Raw genomic sequence first — 19,832 nt, forward strand, 5'->3', positions numbered from 1 at the left:
GTCCTCGTCGGCTAGGTGTTGCAGAGTCGGCTAGGTGTTGCGGACGACCTCGCGCACGACCCGGGCCGAGGGGATGAGACCCAGCGACGCGATGTGGCGGTCGCCGCCGAAGTTGCTCACCGAATAGCACTCCCAGCCCACGCCTCCGGGACCGAGCAGTTCGAAGCGGGCGTCGTAGCGGTCGGCGTCCGGGTGCTCGAACCGGACCCAGTCGGCGCAGGCGGCGTCGGCGGTGCGGGCCCCGACACCCACGGTGGTGAGGATGCCCGGCAGCACGAGTCCCACGATGCCGAGCACCACCAGGATGCGCATGGCGGGCAGCACCCGCTGGCGGAGCAGCGGCCGCTCCTCGCGCGGCTCGGAGCCCTGCAGCTCGGGTTCGTCGAATTCGTTCATGCGGCATCCAGTCTCGCACGCACCGGGTCCTCCCGCCCCGAACGCGCCCGTCGCCCGAGCTCCGGAGCCCGTCTCCCGGGTGAGGGGAGACGGGGCGGAACTCGGGCGACGAGGGGAACGCCTGGTGCGGAAGCGCCGAGGGGCTAGTGGGTGTCCACAGCCTCGATCTCGCTGCGGTCACCGCTCCACAGGGTGTGGAACGTGCCGTGCCCGTCGACCCGCTGGTAGGTGTGGGCGCCGAAGAAGTCGCGCTGACCCTGGATGAGGGCCGCGGGCAGTCGCTCCGACGCGAGCGAGTCGTAGTAGCTGAGCGCCGCGGCGAAGCCGGGAACCGGGATACCGGACGAGGTCGCGGTGATGACCACCCGGCGCCACGCCGCCTCACCGTCGGCCACGGCCTTGGCGAAGTAGGGATCCTCGAGCAGCGACGTGATGTTCGCGTTGTTCTCGTACGCCTCGACGATGCGGTTGAGGAACTGCGCACGGATGATGCAGCCCCCGCGCCAGATCTTGGCGATGGCGCCCTTGTCGATGTCCCAGCCGTACTCCAGGGCACCGGCGATGATGGCGTCGAAGCCCTGCGCGTAGGCCACGACCTTCGAGGCGTAGAGGGCGGCGCGCACGTCGTCCTCGAAGCCCTCGGGCGGAGAGACGACCTCGGGGCGGCTCTCGATGGTGGCGCGCACGGCCTTGCGCTGGTCGGCCTTGCTCGACACGGCGCGGGCGAAGACCGCTTCCGCGATGCCGCCGACCGGCACGCCAAGGCCGAGGGCGCTCTGCACGGTCCACACTCCGGTGCCCTTCGAGCCGGCGGCGTCGAGGATCACGTCGACCAGCGGCTTGCCGGTCTTGGCGTCGTTCTGGCGCAGCACCTCGGCGGTGATCTCGATGAGGTACGACTCGAGGTCGCCACCGTTCCACGCCTCGAACACCTCCGCGATCGCGGCGGGCTCGTGTCCGCCCACCCGGCGAAGCAGGTCGTAGGCCTCGGCGATCAGCTGCATGTCGGCGTACTCGATGCCGTTGTGGATCATCTTCACGAAGTGACCGGCGCCGTCGGTGCCGACGTGGGTGACGCACGGCTCGCCCTCGGCGACCGCGGCGATGGAGGAGAGGATCGGGCCGAGGGTCTCGTAGGCCTGGGCGGATCCGCCGGGCATGATGCTCGGTCCGTTGAGAGCGCCCTCCTCGCCACCGGAGATGCCCGCGCCGACGAAGTTGAGGTTGCGCTCGCGCAGTTCCTTCTCGCGACGGATGGTGTCGGTGAACAGGGCGTTGCCGCCGTCGACGATGATGTCGCCCTCTTCGAACCGGTCGGCGAGCTGGTTGATCACGGCATCGGTGCCGGCACCGGCCTTGACCATGATGATCGCGGTGCGGGGCTTCTGCAGCGATGCGACGAAGTCGTCGATCGACTCGGATGCGACGAAGCCGGCCTCGGGGTGCTCCTCGAGGAGGTTGTGCGTCTTCTCGACCGACCGGTTGTAGACCGCGACGCGGTTGCCCTCGCGGCTCGCGAGGTTGCGGGCGAGGTTCGAGCCCATCACCGCCAGTCCGACTACGCCGATGTTCGCGCTCGCCTGGGTGTTTTCCGCCATAAGTGTGCCTCCAAAGTCGTGGGTCCCCGTCCAGAGTATCGATTCGGCCCGATTCGGGGCGATCGGTTACGAGGCGGCTGTGCGCGCGAACTGGGTGGTGTACAGCTCCGCGTAGCGTCCGCCCGCGTCGAGGAGTTCGTCGTGGGTGCCGCGCTCCACGATGCGGCCGTCCTCGATCACGAGGATCAGGTCGGCCTGGCGCACGGTCGACAGCCGGTGGGCGATCACGAGCGAGGTGCGGCCGACGAGGGCCTCGGCGAGGGCGGCCTGCACCGCCGCCTCCGAGGTGGAGTCGAGGTGCGCGGTGGCCTCGTCGAGGATGACCACCTGCGGGCGCGCGAGCAGCACCCGCGCGATGGTGAGGCGCTGGCGCTCGCCGCCTGACAGTCGGTAGCCGCGCTCGCCGACCACGGTGTCCAGTCCGTCTGGGAGCTCCCGCACGAGGTCGGTGAGCCGGGCGCGGCGGAGTGCGTCCCAGATGTCGTCCTCGCCCGCATCCGGAGCGGCGAGCAGCAGGTTCGCCCGGATCGACTCGTGGAAGAGGTGTCCGTCCTGCGTCACCAGCCCCACCGCGCGGCGGATGGCTTCGGCGCTGAGGTCGCGCACGTCGATCGAGCTGAGCCGGACGACGCCCTCGTCCACGTCGTACAGTCTCGGCACCAGTTGGGCGATCGTCGACTTGCCCGCCCCGGACGACCCGACCAGGGCGACCATTTGACCGGGGGCCACCCGGAACGACACGTCGTGCAGCACCTCGACGCCACCGCGGGTGTCGAGGATGGCGACCTCCTCGAGCGACGCGAGCGACACCTTGTCGGCCGACGGGTAGGCGAACCGCACGGAGTCGAACTCCACGGACACGCCGCCCGGCGGCAGCGGAACGGTCACCGGCTTCTCGGCGACGAGCGGTTCGAGATCGAGCACCTCGAAGACCCGCTCGAAGCTCACGAGCGCGCTCATGACCTCGACCCGGGCACTGGCCAGGGCGGTGAGCGGCGCGTACAGGCGGGTGAGCAGCAGGGCGAGGGCGACCACGGCACCGGCGTCGAGGCCACCGTCGGCAGCGATGACGCCGCCCATGCCGTAGACCACGGCGAGGGCGAGGGCCGACACGAGGGTGAGCGCGGTGATGAAGACCTGCTGCACGAGCGCGATCCGCACCCCGATGTCGCGGACGCGGGATGCCCGCGCGCCGAACTCGGCCGACTCCTGCTCGGGGCGTCCGAAGAGCTTGATCAGGGTGGCGCCGGGCGCGGAGAACCGCTCGGTCATCTGCGTGCCCATGGTGGCGTTGTGGTCGGCGGCCTCGCGCGAGAGGCGGGCGAGGCGTGCGCCCATGAGGCGAGCCGGCAGCACGAACACCGGCATGATCAGCAGCGTGACGAGGGTCACCTGCCAGGAGATGCCGAGCATCACCACGAGGGTGAGGAGGAGGGTGACGAGATTGCCGACCACCGAGGACAGCGTGTTGCTGAAGGCGCGTTGCGCCCCGATCACGTCGTTGTTCAGCCGGCTCACCAGGGCGCCGGTGCGCGTGCGGGTGAAGAAGGCGATCGGCATCTTCTGCACGTGGTCGTAGACCGCGGTGCGCAGGTCGAGGATGAGGCCCTCGCCGATGCGGGACGACAGCCAGCGCTGCGTCAGGCCGAACGCCGCCTCGCCCACCGCGATGAGCGCGATGAGAGCGGCCAGCCCGATCACGACGGCGGGCTCCGCCTCCGCGATGATCGCGTCTACCACCCGCCCCGCGAGCACCGGCGACGCGACGGCGAGCACGGCGGTCGCCACGCTGAGCACCAGGAACCAGGTCAGCGTGGCGCGATGCGGTCGCGCGAACGCGGCGATCCTGCTGAGCGTCGCCCGGCTGAACGGCCGTCGGTCGGAGTCGGCGCGACTCGCGTTCCACATCGCCGAACGGGCGGAGCTCTCGATATCCATGACGGTAACGCTACGTGCGAAATCGGAGCACTGAGAGCCATGCGTCCGGATCGGCAAGACGCCGACGCACCACCGGGAAGAAACGGCGGGGTCGGCTCCTTGTATGCCGCATGACACTTTTCGCGATCACCGGTTCGACCGGTTCCGTGGGCGGCATGGTCGCCCGATCCCTGGCCGAGCGCGGGGCGCGCATGCGGCTGCTCGTGCGCCGACCGGACTCCGCCCCCGCGTTGCCTGACGCGGAGGTGGTCGAGCTCGTCTACGGCAGCGCGACGGCAGAGGCGCTCGAGGGAGTGGATGCCCTGTTCATGGTGTCGGGCAGCGAGTCCGCCACGCGGCGCGAGGAGCACCGCACGCTCGTGTCGGCCGCTGCGGAGGCCGGCGTGCCCTACATCGTGTACACGTCATTCGCCGGTGCGGGGTCGGACTCGGCGTTCACCCTCGCGCGGGATCACGCCGACACCGAGGCGGCCATCCGCGAGAGCGGGATGGCGTTCACCTTCCTCCGCGACAACTTCTACCTCGACGTGCTCCCGCTCTTCGCCGACGAGGAGGGCGTCATCCGCGGGCCCGCGGGCGACGGGCGGGTCGCCGCCGTCGCTCGGGCCGACGTGGCGGATGCCGCCGTCGCGGTGCTGTCCGATCCCGAAGCGCACGCGGGCCGCGCGTATACGCTCACGGGCGGCGAGGCGCTGACCTTCGACGAGGTCGCCGAGCGGACGTCTGCCGCCACCGGGCGCTCCGTCCGCTTCCACAACGAGACGGTGGAGGAGGCGTACGAGTCGCGCCGCCGATTCGGGGCACCGGACTACCAGGTGGATGCCTGGGTCAGCACCTACACGGCCATCGCCGAGGGGGAGTTGGCGGAGGTGACCGGCGACGTGCAGCACCTCACCGGCAGCGCGCCGCGTCGACTCGAGGACGTGCTCGCGGCACCCGCGTAAGCGCAGGCGCTGCTAGGAGTCCTCAGCGCTCCGAGTGGTCGGCGCCACGCGTAGTCAGCGCTACGAGTAGTCGGCGCTCGGGATGCCGCCCTGGCGGTACACGTGACCCTCGGCGTCCGGGTCGTGCTGCCAGACCATCTCCTCGCTGTCTTCGCCCGCGGGGCGGATGAAGCTCTTCTGCGGCTCGCCGGCGATCAGATCGAGTTCGACGGTCTCTTCGCTCCCGTCGGATCCGATGAGGCGGGCGGTGTAGGTCGTGTCGCTGCTGTCACTCATGCTGCGACCCTACGCGCCGCATGAGTCCGAGGTAACCGGACCCGTCCCGCAGCCGTCGAACACGGTCGTCGCATCCGCACGACGCGCGTGGCCGCGTCACCGCTGCGACGAGGCCAGAATCGGAAGCATGGCTGCCAGCACCCAGATCGAGATCGAGCGCAAGTACGACGCCGATCAGGACGTCGTGGTCCCGGACTTCGCGGGAGTATCCGGGATTTCCCGTGCTGAGGCGCAGGGCACGGTGACCCTCGAGGCCGTGTATTACGACACCGAGGCGGGTGATCTGGCCGCGAATCGGATCACCCTCCGGCGGCGCACGGGGGGCAAGGATGCGGGCTGGCACGCGAAGCTGCCGGGCGACGCGGGGCGCACCGAGGTGCACGCGCCGCTCGGGCGGGCGTCGTCCACATCCGATCCGCGAGTGCCGAGGGCTCTCCTCGATCATGTCCGCGTGCACGTGCGGGATCGACCGCTCGTGCCGGTTGCCCGCATCTCGACGACGCGCACGATCATTCACCTCCTCGATGAGGACGACCGTGCGATCGCGGAGCTCGCGGATGACGTCGTGTCGGCGACCGAGGTACGGGACGGAACCGTGCGGCAGTGGCGGGAGTGGGAGGCCGAGTTGCTGGACGTCGGAAGCGCGGTGAGCGCGGCTGATGGGGCGCGCATCCTCGATGCGATCGAGGAGCGGCTCCTCGAGGCGGGGGCGCGGCCGTCAGCCAGCCGGTCGAAGCTCGCGCACGCGCTGGGGCGGGACGATCTGAGCGCACCGACGACTGGTGCGGGTCTCGACGCGGTACCGGCGCGATTCGACGCCGAGCACCTGGCCGCGCCGGTGGCCGTCGCGGCTCTGCGTGCGCTCCTCCGAGCGCTGAAGCACGCGGATCCGGCGGTGCGGCGCAGGGACTCCGAGAGCGTGCACGACATGCGTACGGGTGTGCGACGGCTTCGAAGCGCGCTCGCGGCATTCGGCGGCGTCTTCGACCGCGAGGTCTCGGATGACCTGCGCGACAGGCTGCGGCGCCTCGGGTCCGTGCTCGGCACGGCGCGGGACCTCGAGGTGCGTGCGGCACGCGCCGAGGCGGCGCTCGATGCCGTGCCGGGAGGATTGGTGCCCGGAACATCCGGCGAGAACGACGCCCATAGTCGCCTGGTGGAGGAGACGCAAGCGGACTACCGTCGTGCCGTCACGACCGCGCTCCGCTTCCTGTCGAGCGCCCCGTACTATCGCCTGCTCGACGACCTCGACGCGTTCGTCGATGCTCCGCCCCTCGGGCCGCGGGCCGATCGCCCCGCCGAGAAGGAGTTCTCGCGCATCATCGCCGGCGAGGTGAAGCGCACACGCAAGCGGATTCGTGCCGTGCGGCGCGCGGTCGCCGTCGACGATGGGTCCGTCGCAGTGGAGCAGGAGCACCTGCTGCATGACGCGCGCAAGGCCGCGCGGCGATTGCGGTACACGATCGAGGCGATGAGCGTCGATGCTCCCGGCGGCGCGGGCGCGGGCACGGGGAACGGGCAGGGGAGCGGTCCGCTCGGGTCCGGTGCGAAGGGCCTCGCGAAGGCGGCGAAGCGGGTGCAGGGGGCGCTCGGCGACCATCGCGACGGCATGCTGTTCGCCGAGCACCTGATGTCGGAGTCCAAACGCGCACACACCGAGGGGGAGAGCACCTTTATTCTCGGCGTGCTCCACGAGCGTTCCCGTCGCGAGGCGGCCGACGCGCTGGCGGGTGCGGATGCGGCGTTCCGCGCTCTCCGCAAGCGCGCGACCCGCTGGCGCAAGCGCCGCTGACCGCCAGCCGCGTTCTCACGCTCCCTGACGCTGCACGGTCCCTGAGCCCCACGGTCCCTGAGCCTCTCGAAGGGACGCCGTCCCACGGTCCCTGAGCCTGTCGAAGGGACGCCACCCGCACGGTCCCTGCCCCAACACGGTCCCTGAGCCTGTCGAAGGGACGCGACTGGTTGCGGTCGTGTGGGGTGCGGAGGTGGCGTGCTGGGGCTCCGCCCATAGATGCCCACCGACCCCCGACCCCCGAGCCCCACCACGCCACCTCCGCCCTCAACTCCTCGGGTGGCGCCCGGTTCTCGGGGTGGACCGAGGACTCGCAGCGATACGTGCTCTCACGGTCCCTGAGCTTGTCGAAGGGACGCAAACCGCACGATCCCGTCGCTTCGACGGGCTCAGCGACCGCAAGTCGAGATCGCGACGTCCACCGACCTTCTCGGAGCGGACGCAAACCGCACGGTCCGGTCGCTTCGACAGGCTCAGCGACCGTGACTCACGATAGGAACGCTCGCTGCGTTCTCCGAAGGGACGCAACGCACACGGTCCCTGAGCTTGTCGAAGGGACGCAAACCGCACGGTCCCGTCGGTTCGACAGGCTCAGCGACCGTGACTTGAGATCGCGACGTTCACTGCGCTTGTTGAGAGCGGACGCGACCTCCCACGGTCCCTGAGCTTGTCGAAGGGACGCTGGCCGCATTGCACCCTGTCGCTCTGACAGGCTCAGCGACCGTGACCCGCGATCGCGACGTCCACCAACCTTCTCGGAGCGGACGCAACGCACACGGTCCCTGAGCTTGTCGAAGGGACGCCGAACTCACGGTCTTGTCGCTTCGACAGGCTCAGCGACCGTGGATCACGGGAAGGCGCGGGACTAGTCGGGTGGGGTGTCGAGGTGGTCGAGGAGTCGGGTGCGGGATTTGGTCGCGGGTCGCCACGTGCCGAAGTATTCGATCCACGGCGGTGGTTTCACTTCGGGGACGCCGTGTCGCATGCGAATCTGCCACTCGGAGATGTCGATGGTCCGGTGATGGAACCAGCACAACAGCACACCATTGTCCGTGTGGGTCGGTCCGCCGTCCCGGTCGGGGGTGACGTGGTGGATCTCGCACCAGCCGGCGGGGATGGTGCAGCCGGGGATGACGCACCCGCCGTCGCGGAGGGAGATCGCGCGTCGTTGTTGCGGGGTGAAACAGCGCTCCGGTGAACCCAGGCGCACGATGCGTCCCTCACTCGTGAGGACGATCTTTTGGATGCCGCCGGTGCAGACCATTTGCCGTACCGTGCGCATCGAGATCGGTGCGTCGACGCGGTCGGACCAGCCGGCACCGTGCCCGGACTCGAGGTCCTCCGCCCGGACTGATACGAGCACGGTGGGTGCGGCACCGCCGATCTCGGGTGCCTGGCCGCTGCGTGCCATGGCGTCGATGATCGCGACGAAGATGTCATGCCGCTGCTGAGCCGGCGTCCGTAAGTCTTTGCCGCCTTCCGCTTCCGCGGCCGCCCGCTCCTCGTCAGACATGAATGCGGGTGCGGTGGTGGGGGTGAGGTATGCGTCGAACAGAGTCTTCACCCGTCCTCCGGCTTCCGCCATGAGCCGGAACGAGCCGTGCAGTAAGCCGTTGCGTTCCGGACCGAACCGGAAGTCCCGGACCGCCATCGACCGGTCTTCTGCCGGGTCGAGGCCGTCGGGGTCGAGCTTCGCCTGCCACACGCACACCATGACCCGCACCGAGTCCGCCGACGCGGGCACCGTGCTGTCGGGGCCGGTGCCGGTGGCCGCGGCGACCAATTCGGTCTCCGCTTTCCTCAGCTCGTCGAGAGAGCCGTGGGCGAGGAGCGGTGTGAGGCCCTTGGTGATGACCGTGGCGGCGTCGATGCCGATCCGGCCGTCCTCGACCGCGCCAGCGACGAGATCGAACCGGGCGTGCGTGCGGTCGCCACCCGGGAACGGGTCGCGACGAACGTCATTGGCGAGGACTACCCGGCGGCGGGCGGTGGTGCCGGACACCTGGGTCAGCCGCTCAATGAGATCCACGGGAGTGCGGCAGCCGCGGGACACGGCAAGCCCACGCGCGCCGCGGGACGGGCGGGAACGGTCCGCGACTTCGCCCGCCAGGACGACGCGCAACGCGTCGACGCGACGTCCGAGACGCTCGACCTCGGCCACCAGCGCCACCGTGTCCTCGTCGGAAAGATTTGGGACGGTGGTGCACGGGAGTGCGTTCGCGCACTCGTCCGCAAGCGTCCGAATCCGCGCGACCGGATCACCTTCAATGGACGGTTGCTGCCGGCCCGAGGCCTTCGTGGGCGAGGGATTCATACACGTACTATCGCACGCACATACGACATTCTCGCCCGGAAGTTCGAGCCGATCAGTGGCCGTTTCGCGGTCGAGCTTGTGGAGGAGAAGAGGGGGTGGTCGACGGCGCCTTATGTCCCTTCGACAGGCTCAGGGACCGAGTGGTCGGGTTCCTGCGACGGGCTCGGGGAGCGTGGGGTGGCGTCCCTTCGACAGGCTCAGGGACCGAGTGGTCGAGTTCCTGCGAAGGGCTCGGGGAGCGTGGAGTTGGACCCCCTTTGACGGGCGCGGGGAGCGTGTGGTGGCCTCCCTTCGACGAGCTTAGGGACCGCGCGGGTGCGTTCCTTCGACAGGGTCAGGGACCGCCGGGGGCTTGCGCCCCCGCGACGGGCGCTGCGGCCGCGGGCGCAGCACCCGACGCGGACGGCGGGGCGCTCAGTCGGCGTCGGGGAGGGGAACGACGTTGCGCAGCTCCCGCCCGTCGAGGTACGCGGCCAGCTGCTCCTGGATGAAACCGACCGCGCCGAGCGGACGACCGCCCGCGGCGTGCGGCGTGATGATGAGATTCGGCTGATCCCACAGCGGCGACTCCGCGGGGAGCGGCTCCACGGAGGTGACGTCGAGAGCGGCACCGCCGAGAGTGCCGGCGCGGAGTTCCGCGAGCAGGGCATCCTCGTCGACGGTGCTGCCGCGTCCCACGTTCACGACCCAGGCGTGGTCGGGGAGGAGAGCGAGCCGCTCGGCATCGAGAGCCTTTTCGGTGCTCGGGCCCGAGGGCAGGATCATCACCAGCACGTCGGTGTTCGGCAGCTCGGCGTTCAGGTCCTCGGTGGCGATGACGCGGTAGCCGTCCTGCTCCCGAGCCGATGTGGCGGCGCCGGTGACCGTGGCGCCGAGCGCCTCGAGGTGCGGCGCGAGGCTGGTCGCGATGCTGCCGAAGCCCCAGACGAGCACGCGCGCACCCCGCAGGGTGCTGAACAGGCCCGGGCTCGGCTCGCGCTGCGGTCCGCCGATCTCGCTCGCCCAGCGATGGCCGATCTGCGCGCGCACGAGCGTGTGCAATCGGCGGGCCGCGGCGAGGGTGAGGGCGAGCGCGTGCTCGGCCACGGGGAGGTCGTGCAGCGAGCTTCCGGATGTCAGGACGACGTCGCGGGAGAAGCCCGCCTTCATGGCGGCGTCGGTGCCGGCCGACAGCATCTGCACCCACTTCACGTTCGTGAGGCGTGAGGCGGCGTCGCGGAGGTCATCCTGTCCCCACACGACGAGCACCTCGGCGTCCTCGTGCTCCGCGGCGATCGGCTCCGCCGGGTCGTAGTGCACGAATCTGACGCCGTCCTGCGGCGGGATGTCGAGCTCGGTCGTGGTGGGCAGCATTACCTTGACGTTCATCGTGCCTCCTGGGGGACGTCGCTGGGGGAAGTCGGCTGGGGAGTCGGCGCCGTGCTCGGCGCCGAGCTCCGTCAACTCTTCCACGGTTGCACCGGTCGACGTCGGGACGGGCCCGGATCGGCGGGACGACCACGGATCGGGACGCAGACGGGACGCATCCGGAGCGCCGGAACGCACGCGAAACGCTGAGGTCGGCCCCCGGTGTTCCGGCATTCTGTGCCAGCATCGAGGAGGCGCATCCCTGGCGGCTGCCGTGATGCCGCTCGAAACGCCGAGGATGACCGCCCTGCTCGCGCAGAGGTGTCGCCGAACCACGCCGGACGACCTGCGAGCGCAGGAGCACGGTGACGCACGTGAACTGGGTGACGGCCTCGCCGCCGCCACCGCCGCAACGAAGGGGTAGACGTATGGCGACCGAGATCGACGACCCGGCCGAGGTGGCCGACGAATCGGGCCCCGAGCTCGCGAGCGGATCCGGGCTCCGGATCACCCGCGTCGAGACGTTCCTCGTGCCGCCCCGGTGGCTGTTCGTGCGCGTGGAGACCGACTCCGGCGTGGTGGGGTGGGGCGAACCCGTGGTGGAGGGCCGCGCCGAAACGGTGCGCACCGCCGTGGAGCAGCTCTCCGAGCTGCTGATGGGACAGGACCCGCTTCGCATCGCCGACCTCTGGCAGCTGATGACGAAGGGGTCGTTCTACCGTGGTGGTCCGATCCTCTCGAGCGCCGTGTCCGGGCTCGACCAGGCGCTGTGGGACATCGCGGGAAAGCACCTCGGCGTGCCGGTGCACCAGCTGCTCGGTGGTCACGTGCGCGACCGCATCCGGATGTACGGCTGGGTGGGCGGCGACGACCCCGCGGAGGTCGCCGACGCCATCTCCGCCCAGCTCGCCGTGGGCCTCACCGCCGTGAAGATGAACGCGAGCGGCCGGATGAGTCCGATCGGCAGCGTCGCCGAGATCGACGCGGTGGTCGACCGGGTGGCCGCCGCCCGCTCCGTGCTCGGCCCGCACCGTGATGTGGCCGTCGACTTCCACGGGCGCTTCACCATGGCGAACGCCCGCCGTGTGGCGCCGCTGCTCGAGCCGTTCCGGCCGTTCTTCCTCGAGGAGCCCATGGTGCCGGAGAACTCGCACCTCATCGGCGAGCTCACCCGCCTCACCTCCACGCCGATCGCCACAGGGGAGCGGCTCTACAGCCGCCAGGAGTTCCTGCCCGTACTGCAGGCGGGCATCGCCGTCGCTCAACCCGACCTGTCGCACGCCGGTGGCATCACCGAGGTGATGAAGATCGCGTCCCTCGCCGAGATCTTCGACGTGCAACTCGCTCCGCACTGCCCGCTCGGTCCCATCGCGCTCGCGTCGTGCCTGCAGGTGGGCTTCGCCACGCCGAACTACCTCATCCAGGAGCAGAGCATCGGCATCCACTACAACCAGGGCGCCGAGGTGCTCGACTACGTGCTGGACCGCACACCGCTCAAGTTCGTCGACGGCAACGTCGAGCGGCTGACCGCGCCGGGTCTCGGCCTCGAGATCGACGAGCGAGCCGTGCGCGACGCCGACGCGCGCGGGCACGCGTGGCGCTCGCCGACCTGGCGCCACGACAACGGCGCGTACGCCGAGTGGTGACCGCGTCCGATCCGCGCCACGGCGTCCTGCTCGCACAAGGCCGCCCCGCTCCCACCTCCACCGACGACAGGACATCTTCATGACTTCGCCCAGCGGAACCCCCGCCCCGTTCCTCGACGGGCTCACCGATGCCCGGCTGCTCGCCATCCTGCGCGGCAGCAGCGCGGCCGCGACGGTCGACACGGCCCTGACCCTGCTCGACGAGGGATTCCGCTATCTTGAGGTCTCCCTGAACACCGAGAACGCCCTCGACGTGATCGCCCAGGTGGCCGCGCGAGCGCCGTCGGGTGCCACGATCGGGGCGGGGACCGTGCTCAGCGCGGACGACGTGCGACGGGTGCGAGATGCCGGTGGGTCGTTCATCGTGACGCCGGTCATCGCCGACAGCGTCGCCGAGGGCGCGAGCCTCGGCATGCCTGTCCTGGCCGGCGCTCTCACCCCCTCCGAGGCACTGCAGGGGATGTCGCTGGGCGCCACCGCCATCAAGTTGTTCCCCGTGTCGATCGGTGGCCCGGCCTACCTCTCCGCCGTGCGCGACCCGCTGCCGCATATCCCCTTCATCCCCGTGGGGGGCGTGACCGCCGATCTCGCGGGTGACTACTTCGCTCGCGGAGCCGTGGCCGTGGGACTCGGCAGCCCGCTGATCGGCGATGCCGCCGCCGGTGGCAGCCTCGACGACCTGCGGACCCGCGCCCGGCAGTTCCTGAGCGTCGCCGAGCGCAGCCGTCCGGCATCGGACGCCTCCTGATGCGGGCGAACGACGCCGGGCTCGGCGGCGAATCCACCCGAACGGACGTTCTCACCCTCGGCGAGTCCATGGCTTCGATCCGCGCCTCGGGACTGCTCCGGCACGGTGGCTCCATGTCGATGTCGCTCGGGGGAGCGGAGAGCAACGTGGCCATCGCCCTGTCCCGGCTCGGCCATCGGGCCCGCTGGCTGGGGCGGGTGGGTGACGACGAGTTCGGCGCGTTCATCGCCCGCACGCTGCGCGCGGAGGGGGTGCTCGGGTCGCCGCTCGTCGATCCCGACCGACCGACGGGCGTGATGTTCCTCGAGTCCCGCATCGCCGACATCTCCCGGGTGGCGTACTACCGCGCCGGATCCGCAGGGTCCGCGATCAGCGCGGCGGATGTGACGGCCGCTCTCGCCGACCCGCCGCGCATCCTGCACGTGACCGGCATCACACCCGCGCTGTCGGAAGACGCGGCGGACGCCTGCCTCACCGCCGTGCGCGACGCGCGGGCGGCCGGGGTGCTCGTGTCGTTCGACGTGAACTTCCGCTCCAAGCTGTGGTCGTCCGACGACGCGCGCCCGGTGCTCCGCGATATCGCCGAGCACGCCGACATCCTGATCGCCTCCGACGATGAACTCCCGCTCGTGGCGAGTGGAACCGGGCCGGGAACCGCCGACGAGACGGAGGTCGTGCACGACCTGCATGCGCGTGGCGTGGGCCAGGTGGTGATCAAGCGCGGCGCCGACGGTGCAACGGCCTGGGTGGACGGTGCGCCGACGAGCGCGCCCGCGCGACCGGTGACCGTGATCGACACGGTGGGAGCCGGTGACGCGTTCACCGCGGGCTACCTGTCGGCCGTGCTCGACGGGATGACCGTGGCCGAGCGACTCGACCGCGGCGTGGTGCTCGGCGCGTTCGCCGTGAGCGCGTCCGGCGACTGGGAGGCGTTGCCGACCCGAGCCGAGCTCGGCCTGCTCGACCGCGCCGTCGGCAGCACCATCCGCTGACGACGCGGTCCCGGAGCCTGTCGAAGGGTGGTCCCGGTGCCTGTCGAGGGTGGTCCCTGAGCCTGTCGAAGGGCGGTCCCTGAGCCTGTCGAAGGGCGGTCCTCGGGCCCGTCGAGGGCGGTCCCTGAGCCTGTCGAAGGGTGGTCCTCGAGCCTGTCGAAGGTGGTCCCTGAGCCTGTCGAAGGTGGTCCCTGAGCCTGTCGAAGGGTGGTCCCTGAGCCTGTCGAAGGGCGGGGTCCGCGCGGCGTTCGCTACCCTAGGGGGCGAACCCGACCACGCGCTGCAATGAGGAGCCGACACGAGTGAGTACTTCCACCATCCCTCCCATCGTCGTGATGGGGGTGTCCGGATCGGGCAAGTCCACGGTCGGTCTCGACCTGGCGGAGGAGCTGGGAGCCTCGTTCATCGACGGCGACGACCTGCACCCGCCGGCCAACAAGGCGAAGATGGCCGCCGGGCATCCGCTGGATGACGACGACCGCTGGCCGTGGCTGGACGCGATCGGCGCGGTGCTCGCCACCCGCGACGACCAGGGCTACCCGCCCATCGTCGCCTGCTCCGCGCTCAAGCGCGTGTACCGCGATCGACTGCGGGCCGCGGCCCCCGGCACCGTCTTCGTGCACCTCCATGGTTCGGCGGAACTGCTCTCGTCCCGCCTCGGGCCGCGGATGCACGAGTACATGCCGGCCACGCTGCTCGGCTCCCAACTCGACACGCTGCAGCCTCTCGATGAGGACGAGGAGGGCGTGGTGGTCGACATCGCGCCGCTTCCCCCCGAGGTCACGGCGAACGCCATCGCGGGACTCCGCACCCTGCTGTCCTCGTCCGCCTGAGGCGCCTCGCGAACCGGCCGGCGGCACCGGCAGGTTGTCGGCGAGTCGTCTTCCAGCGGCTACGAACCGATCGGATCTTCCGTGCCACCGAGCCGGGGAACTATCATTCGAAGCACTCAATCGAGCAGCATCTGGCAACGGGAGTTCGCCATGGAAGATCGTTCATCGGATGACGCGGGCGCCATCACTCTGGTGGTCACCATCCCGATCAAACCCGACTTCGAGCGGGAGTTCCTCGAAGCCGCCCATCAGCTGACGGAGAAGGTTCGCGAGAACGAACCGGACACCGTGCACTTCAGCCTGAACAGACACCCGACGGAGACGAGCACGTTCGTCTTCGTCGAGGTCTACCGGGACTCGGCTGCACTGCACATGCACCAGGAGTCAGAGTATTTGGCGGCAGCGGTGGCACGGCTTCCCGAGTGGCTGGCCGGTTCTCCCGAGGAGTTGCAATTGTCGCAGGTCGCCTTCCGATGAAGGTCCGGCACCGGCTGCCGCCTGCTCCGGCTGTCTCCGACGCTGTATTCAGGCGCTGAGGACGTCTCGCTTCCGCCTCTCCAGATTGTCGTCGCACATTCACCAGTTCGAGAGTGTTCAGAGGCGTTGAGGCGCGTCGGACGTGCGCCGGCTTTCGGGCTGCCCGACCTTGGGGGACCCGTCCGGTGTGCGTTGACAATCGGTTGCCAGATCGTTCGACCGCGGCCTATAGTGAACACCGAGGCCGAGCCGGACCACGTCGTCCGCAGGTTCCCGATGTCGTGAACGATCCGGAGGAGCGAACTCTATTGACCGCTAAGCAACCGGTTGCATGGGCCCTGTCCGGCTTCGGCGACGAAATCGACCCCGACCCCGCCATCCAGGTGGCGGTGCTGAAGGCGCTGGGCGCCCAGCACATCGAGGTTCGAAGCGCCTGGGGCACCAACGTGGTCGACCTCGACGACGACCAACTTTCCGCCCTCGCCTCCCTCCTGCGGGACTCCGCCATGGGGGTCTCGGCGGTCGCCTCGCCGATCGGCAAGGTCGACGTGGCGCTCGACGCCGACCTCGAGGTGCAGCGACTGCGCCGGGTGATCCGCGTGGCCCACGCACTGGAGTCCACCTCCATCCGCATCTTCTCCTTCTACCGTGCCGACGGCGTGGCCGTCGAGAGCGTCCGCGACGACGTGCTGACGCGCATGCGGCTGCTCGCCGACGAGGCGGAGCGCGAGGGGGTCACCCTCCTGCACGAGAACGAGAAGGACATCTACGGCGACACCCCGGAGCGCGTGCTCGACCTGGTGGAGAGCGTCGGATCGTCGGCACTCCGACTCGCCTGGGACAACGCGAACTTCGTGCAGGTGGGCGTCCGGCCCTTCACCGACGGCTACGCGATGCTCCGCCCGTACCTCGACTACCTCCAGGTCAAGGACGCGATCGCCGAGACCGGCGACGTGGTCCCCGCCGGTGAGGGGGACGGCGAGCTCCGCGAGACCCTCACCGCGCTCCGCGACGACGGGTACGCCGGATTCGCGTCGCTCGAACCCCACCTGAACGAGACGCACGCGCTCGGCGGCTTCTCCGGCCCCACCGCGTTCGGGCAGGCCGCCCGCGCATTCGCCGGACTGCTGGCGGAGATCGACGTGGTCACCCGATGAGCGGCGCGCTGCGCGTGGCGGTCATCGGCTGCGGCGACATCTCGGTGATTCACTTCGCGGCGATCGCCGGAACGGCCGACGTCGAACTGGTCGCCGTGTGCGACATCGATACGGCGTTCCGCGACGCCGCCGCCGAGGCCCAGGGCGTGCCCGGGTTCGCCGACCACCTCGAGATGTTCGACGCCGTGCGGCCGGACGTGGTGCACGTGTGCACCCCGCACTCCCGGCACGCCACGATGGCGGTGGACGCGCTCGAGCGCGGTATCCACGTGCTGCTCGAGAAGCCGCTCGCCACCACGCGCGAGGACGGCGCCCGTGTGATCGCCGCCGCGGAGTCCGGTTCGGCCAAGATCGCGATCTGCTTCCAGAACCGGTACAACGCCCCGGTCGAAGCCGCGGCCCGCATCCTCGCCTCGGGCGAGCTCGGGACCGTGCTGGGCGGGTCCGCCACCGTAATGTGGCACCGCACCGCCGAGTACTACCGCGACCGTCCGTGGCGCGGCACCTGGGAGGAGGGGGGCGGCGGCCTGCTCATGAACCAGGCCATCCACACGCTCGACCTGCTGCAGTGGCTCGTCGGCGAGGTCGTGGAGGTGCGCGGGAGCGCCAGCACCCACGTGCTCGGAGACGTGATCGAGGTCGAGGACACGGCCGAGATGGCACTCACGCACCGCAACGGAGCGCAGAGCGTGTTCTACGCCACGCTCGCCAACGCCGTGAACGCACCGGTCACCGTCGACATCGTCGCTGAACACGGCACGCTGAGCCTCCGCGGCGAACTGACCGTGACCTACGCGGACGGGCGCACCGAGGTGGTGCCCGAGCGCTCCGCCCCGGTCGGCGGGCGGGCCTACTGGGGCATCTCCCACGAACTCCTCATCCGGGACTTCTACGCGTCGCTCGACTCTCCCGAACCGTTCTGGATCGGTCCGGCGGAGGCGTACAAGACCCTCGACATCATCCAGGACGTGTACGACCAGTCCTTCCCCCGCCGCGCGGGCCGGACGACACCCCTCGAACAGGAAGTTGCCTCATGACGAACACAGTGCGCCTCGGAATCATCGGCCTCGGCACGCAGGGCTCGATGTACGCCAAGTTCATCACCGAGGGGCTCGTGCCCAACATGGTGATCGGTGCCATCACCGAGACCGACCCGGCCCGCACGGCCTTCGCCGCGGAGACGTACCCCGACGTGCCCGTGTTCAGCGACTACATCGAGATGCTGGAGAGCGGCACCGTCGACGCCGTGGTCACCTGCGTGCCGCACTTCCTGCATCCCGAGATCGGCATCGAGACGCTCCGGCGGGACATCCACGCACTCGTCGAGAAGCCGGCCGGTGTCTACACGAAGCAGGTCGACGAGCTGAACGCGTTCGCCGCGACCAAGCCGGACCTGACCTTCGCGATCATGTTCAACCAGCGCAACAATCCCCTGTACGTGCGACTGAAGGAGATCGTCGACAACGGCGAGATCGGCAACATCCTCAGGTCGAACTGGATCATCACCAACTGGTGGCGTCCGCAGAGCTATTACGACCAGAGCGCGTGGCGCGCCACCTGGGGCGGCGAAGGCGGCGGCGTACTCGTCAACCAGGCCCCGCATCAGCTCGACCTGTGGCAGTGGATCTGCGGCGTGCCGAAGTCGGTCTTCGCCAAGGTGGCCTACGGCTTCCGCCGGGACATCGCGGTGGAGGATGAGGTGACCGCGCTCGTCGACTACGGCGACGGCGTCACCGGGGTCTTCGTGACCGCCACCCACGACCTCATCGGCACTGACCGGTTCGAGATCCTCGGCGACCAGGGCCGGATCGTCGTCGAGAACAGCAAGACGGCCACCGTCACCCGGCTCACCCGCCCGGAGCGCGAACTCAGCGCGTCGATGACGCTCGGCGACGTGGGCCGGATCACGTCGGGCGAGCTCGACTCCGCGGACTACTACACGCAGGAGACCATCGAATTCGACTCGCGGTGGGGTGCGCAGCACGCCGGCGTGCTCGAGAACTTCGCCGCGAACATCCTCGACGGCACTCCGCTGATCGCCCCCGGCTCCGACGGCATCCGCGGTGTGCGCCTCGCCAACGCCATCCACCTGTCCAGCTGGACGGGCCGGGAGGTGCCCCTCGACTTCGACGAGAGCGAGTACCTCGAGGAACTCAACTCGCGCATCCGCTCCGAGGGAAAGTACGACGAGCGCCGATAGCCCGCACCGGCCACCGGCCGAGCCACCCCGCCTCCACCGGCTACCGTGGGACCGGGGGCACCGAGCGGGGCTCCGTTTCGAGAGGAGACGGTCATGTCGGCAGAGGATTCGCCGGACGCGCCCACCCCACCGGTGACCGGCGTGCGGGCGAACCGCCGGGCGAAGTCGGCTCCGACGATCTACGACATCGCCCGGTTGGCGGAGGTGAACCCGTCTACGGTCTCACGAGCGCTGAGTCAGCCGGGGCGCATCAACATCAAGACCGAGCAGCGCATCCGCTCCGCGGCGAAGCAGCTCAACTACCGGCTCAATCCCATGGCGCGTGCGCTGCCGACGGGCCGCACCAGCACCATCGGTCTCCTCGTCGCCGACATCACCAACCCCATGTTCTTCACCGCGGTGCGCGGTGCCGAGCGGGCCGCGGCGGAACGCGGGTACACCCTCGTGCTGGCGGAGTCGCAGGAGTCCGGGGCGCGGGAGGCGGAGGCCGCGCATCGCGTGCTGCCGTCGGTCGACGCGCTCATCCTCGTCGTCACCCGACTGTCGGATGAGGCCATCCTCGAACTCGCCGACCGCAAGCCGCTCGTCGTGATCAACCGGATGATCGATGGCGTGAGCAGTCTGGTACCGGACGTGGACCGCGGGATCGCCCAGGCGCTCAACCACCTCGCGGAGCTGCGGCACACCGCCGTCGCCTTCGTCGCCGGCCCCGAAACCTCGTGGATGAGCGGGGCCCGGGCGAGGAGCCTCCGCGCCCAGGCGCCGGGACGTGGAATGACGATCGTCGAGATCGGGCCGGGTGCGCCCACGCTCGACGGAGGCCGCGACGCGCTCGACCGCGTTCTCGCCGCGGACGTCACCGCCGTCGTGGCCTACAACGACCTCATGGCGATCGGTCTGATGCGCGCGGCCACCGCACAGGGCATCGCCGTGCCCGGGCAGCTCAGCATTCTGGGCTTCGACGACATCTTCGGATCCGACTTCACCTCACCGCCGTTGACGACCATTCGCATCCCACTAGGTCTCGCGGGCGACCTCGCGGTGCGTCGCGCCCTCGACATGATCGACGCCGATGCCGCCGACACCGAGTACAGCACGCCCGACGAGCCACCCATCCTCACGGAGCTCGTCATCCGCGGATCGGTCGGTCCAGCGCCGCGCTGAAAGGTGCGTC

General features: G+C 70.0%; 17 protein-coding genes. 11 read left to right on the plus strand and 6 right to left on the minus strand.

What is annotated here, in order from left to right:
- Positions 1-30: 30 nt before the first annotated feature.
- The 3 genes from EY822_RS10215 to EY822_RS10225 all read right to left on the minus strand — a co-directional run bounded on the left by EY822_RS10215 (position 31) and on the right by EY822_RS10225 (position 3,932).
- Positions 31-396, minus strand: a complete 366-nt coding sequence (locus EY822_RS10215) for a hypothetical protein (protein ID WP_150308165.1) — start codon at positions 394-396, stop codon at positions 31-33.
- Positions 397-539: 143 nt separating this feature from the next.
- The gene (gene gndA, locus EY822_RS10220; RefSeq protein WP_150308166.1) at positions 540-1,994 is read right to left on the minus strand and encodes an NADP-dependent phosphogluconate dehydrogenase; all 1,455 of its coding nucleotides are present in this window, start codon (positions 1,992-1,994) and stop codon (positions 540-542) included.
- Positions 1,995-2,060: 66 nt separating this feature from the next.
- A complete protein-coding gene (locus tag EY822_RS10225; RefSeq protein ID WP_150308167.1) occupies positions 2,061-3,932 on the minus strand; it encodes an ABC transporter ATP-binding protein in 1,872 nt (623 codons plus the stop codon).
- 110 nt (positions 3,933-4,042) lie between these two features.
- On the opposite strand from EY822_RS10225, the gene EY822_RS10230 reads away from it, so the two are divergent.
- On the plus strand, positions 4,043-4,876 hold the full coding sequence (locus EY822_RS10230; protein ID WP_150308168.1) for an SDR family oxidoreductase: 834 nt from the start codon (positions 4,043-4,045) through the stop codon (positions 4,874-4,876).
- A 60-nt stretch (positions 4,877-4,936) separates the two neighbouring features.
- Here the strand turns inward: EY822_RS10230 and EY822_RS10235 are convergent, their stop codons facing one another.
- Positions 4,937-5,152, minus strand: a complete 216-nt coding sequence (locus EY822_RS10235) for a hypothetical protein (protein WP_150308169.1) — start codon at positions 5,150-5,152, stop codon at positions 4,937-4,939.
- A 127-nt stretch (positions 5,153-5,279) separates the two neighbouring features.
- Between EY822_RS10235 and EY822_RS10240 the strand changes: the two genes are divergently transcribed.
- Entirely contained in the window at positions 5,280-6,944 is a 1,665-nt protein-coding gene (locus tag EY822_RS10240; protein ID WP_227497193.1) for a CYTH and CHAD domain-containing protein, read from the plus strand.
- 865 nt (positions 6,945-7,809) lie between these two features.
- Here EY822_RS10240 and EY822_RS10245 read toward each other — a convergent pair.
- Positions 7,810-9,114, minus strand: a complete 1,305-nt coding sequence (locus tag EY822_RS10245; protein ID WP_227497194.1) for an HNH endonuclease signature motif containing protein — start codon at positions 9,112-9,114, stop codon at positions 7,810-7,812.
- Between the two features lie 558 nt (positions 9,115-9,672).
- The gene (locus EY822_RS10250; protein WP_150308172.1) at positions 9,673-10,626 is read right to left on the minus strand and encodes an NAD(P)-dependent oxidoreductase; all 954 of its coding nucleotides are present in this window, start codon (positions 10,624-10,626) and stop codon (positions 9,673-9,675) included.
- A gap of 407 nt (positions 10,627-11,033) precedes the next feature.
- Between EY822_RS10250 and dgoD the strand changes: the two genes are divergently transcribed.
- The 9 genes from dgoD to EY822_RS10295 all read left to right on the plus strand — a co-directional run bounded on the left by dgoD (position 11,034) and on the right by EY822_RS10295 (position 19,822).
- A complete protein-coding gene (dgoD, locus tag EY822_RS10255; protein ID WP_150308173.1) occupies positions 11,034-12,251 on the plus strand; it encodes a galactonate dehydratase in 1,218 nt (405 codons plus the stop codon).
- A 79-nt stretch (positions 12,252-12,330) separates the two neighbouring features.
- Entirely contained in the window at positions 12,331-12,999 is a 669-nt protein-coding gene (locus tag EY822_RS10260; RefSeq protein ID WP_150308174.1) for a bifunctional 4-hydroxy-2-oxoglutarate aldolase/2-dehydro-3-deoxy-phosphogluconate aldolase, read from the plus strand.
- Positions 12,999-13,991 (plus strand): sugar kinase, encoded by a 993-nt coding sequence (locus EY822_RS10265; RefSeq protein ID WP_227497195.1) that lies wholly within the window; start codon positions 12,999-13,001, stop codon positions 13,989-13,991. The genes EY822_RS10260 and EY822_RS10265 overlap by 1 nt, the downstream gene beginning before the upstream one ends.
- Before the next feature lie 302 nt (positions 13,992-14,293).
- Positions 14,294-14,824, plus strand: a complete 531-nt coding sequence (locus tag EY822_RS10270; protein WP_227497196.1) for a gluconokinase — start codon at positions 14,294-14,296, stop codon at positions 14,822-14,824.
- Positions 14,825-14,974: 150 nt separating this feature from the next.
- Complete coding sequence (locus EY822_RS10275; protein WP_150308175.1) at positions 14,975-15,301, plus strand: putative quinol monooxygenase; 327 nt, start codon at positions 14,975-14,977, stop codon at positions 15,299-15,301.
- A gap of 308 nt (positions 15,302-15,609) precedes the next feature.
- Positions 15,610-16,458, plus strand: a complete 849-nt coding sequence (locus EY822_RS10280) for a sugar phosphate isomerase/epimerase family protein (protein ID WP_150308176.1) — start codon at positions 15,610-15,612, stop codon at positions 16,456-16,458.
- Positions 16,455-17,495 (plus strand): Gfo/Idh/MocA family protein, encoded by a 1,041-nt coding sequence (locus EY822_RS10285; RefSeq protein ID WP_150308177.1) that lies wholly within the window; start codon positions 16,455-16,457, stop codon positions 17,493-17,495. The genes EY822_RS10280 and EY822_RS10285 overlap by 4 nt, the downstream gene beginning before the upstream one ends.
- Positions 17,492-18,658, plus strand: a complete 1,167-nt coding sequence (locus EY822_RS10290) for a Gfo/Idh/MocA family protein (protein ID WP_150308178.1) — start codon at positions 17,492-17,494, stop codon at positions 18,656-18,658. The genes EY822_RS10285 and EY822_RS10290 overlap by 4 nt, the downstream gene beginning before the upstream one ends.
- 93 nt (positions 18,659-18,751) lie before the next feature.
- Complete coding sequence (locus EY822_RS10295; protein WP_150308179.1) at positions 18,752-19,822, plus strand: LacI family DNA-binding transcriptional regulator; 1,071 nt, start codon at positions 18,752-18,754, stop codon at positions 19,820-19,822.
- Positions 19,823-19,832 lie beyond the last annotated feature (10 nt).

This window comes from Planctomonas psychrotolerans, from assembly GCF_008642235.1.
GTDB lineage: Bacteria > Actinomycetota > Actinomycetes > Actinomycetales > Microbacteriaceae > Planctomonas > Planctomonas psychrotolerans.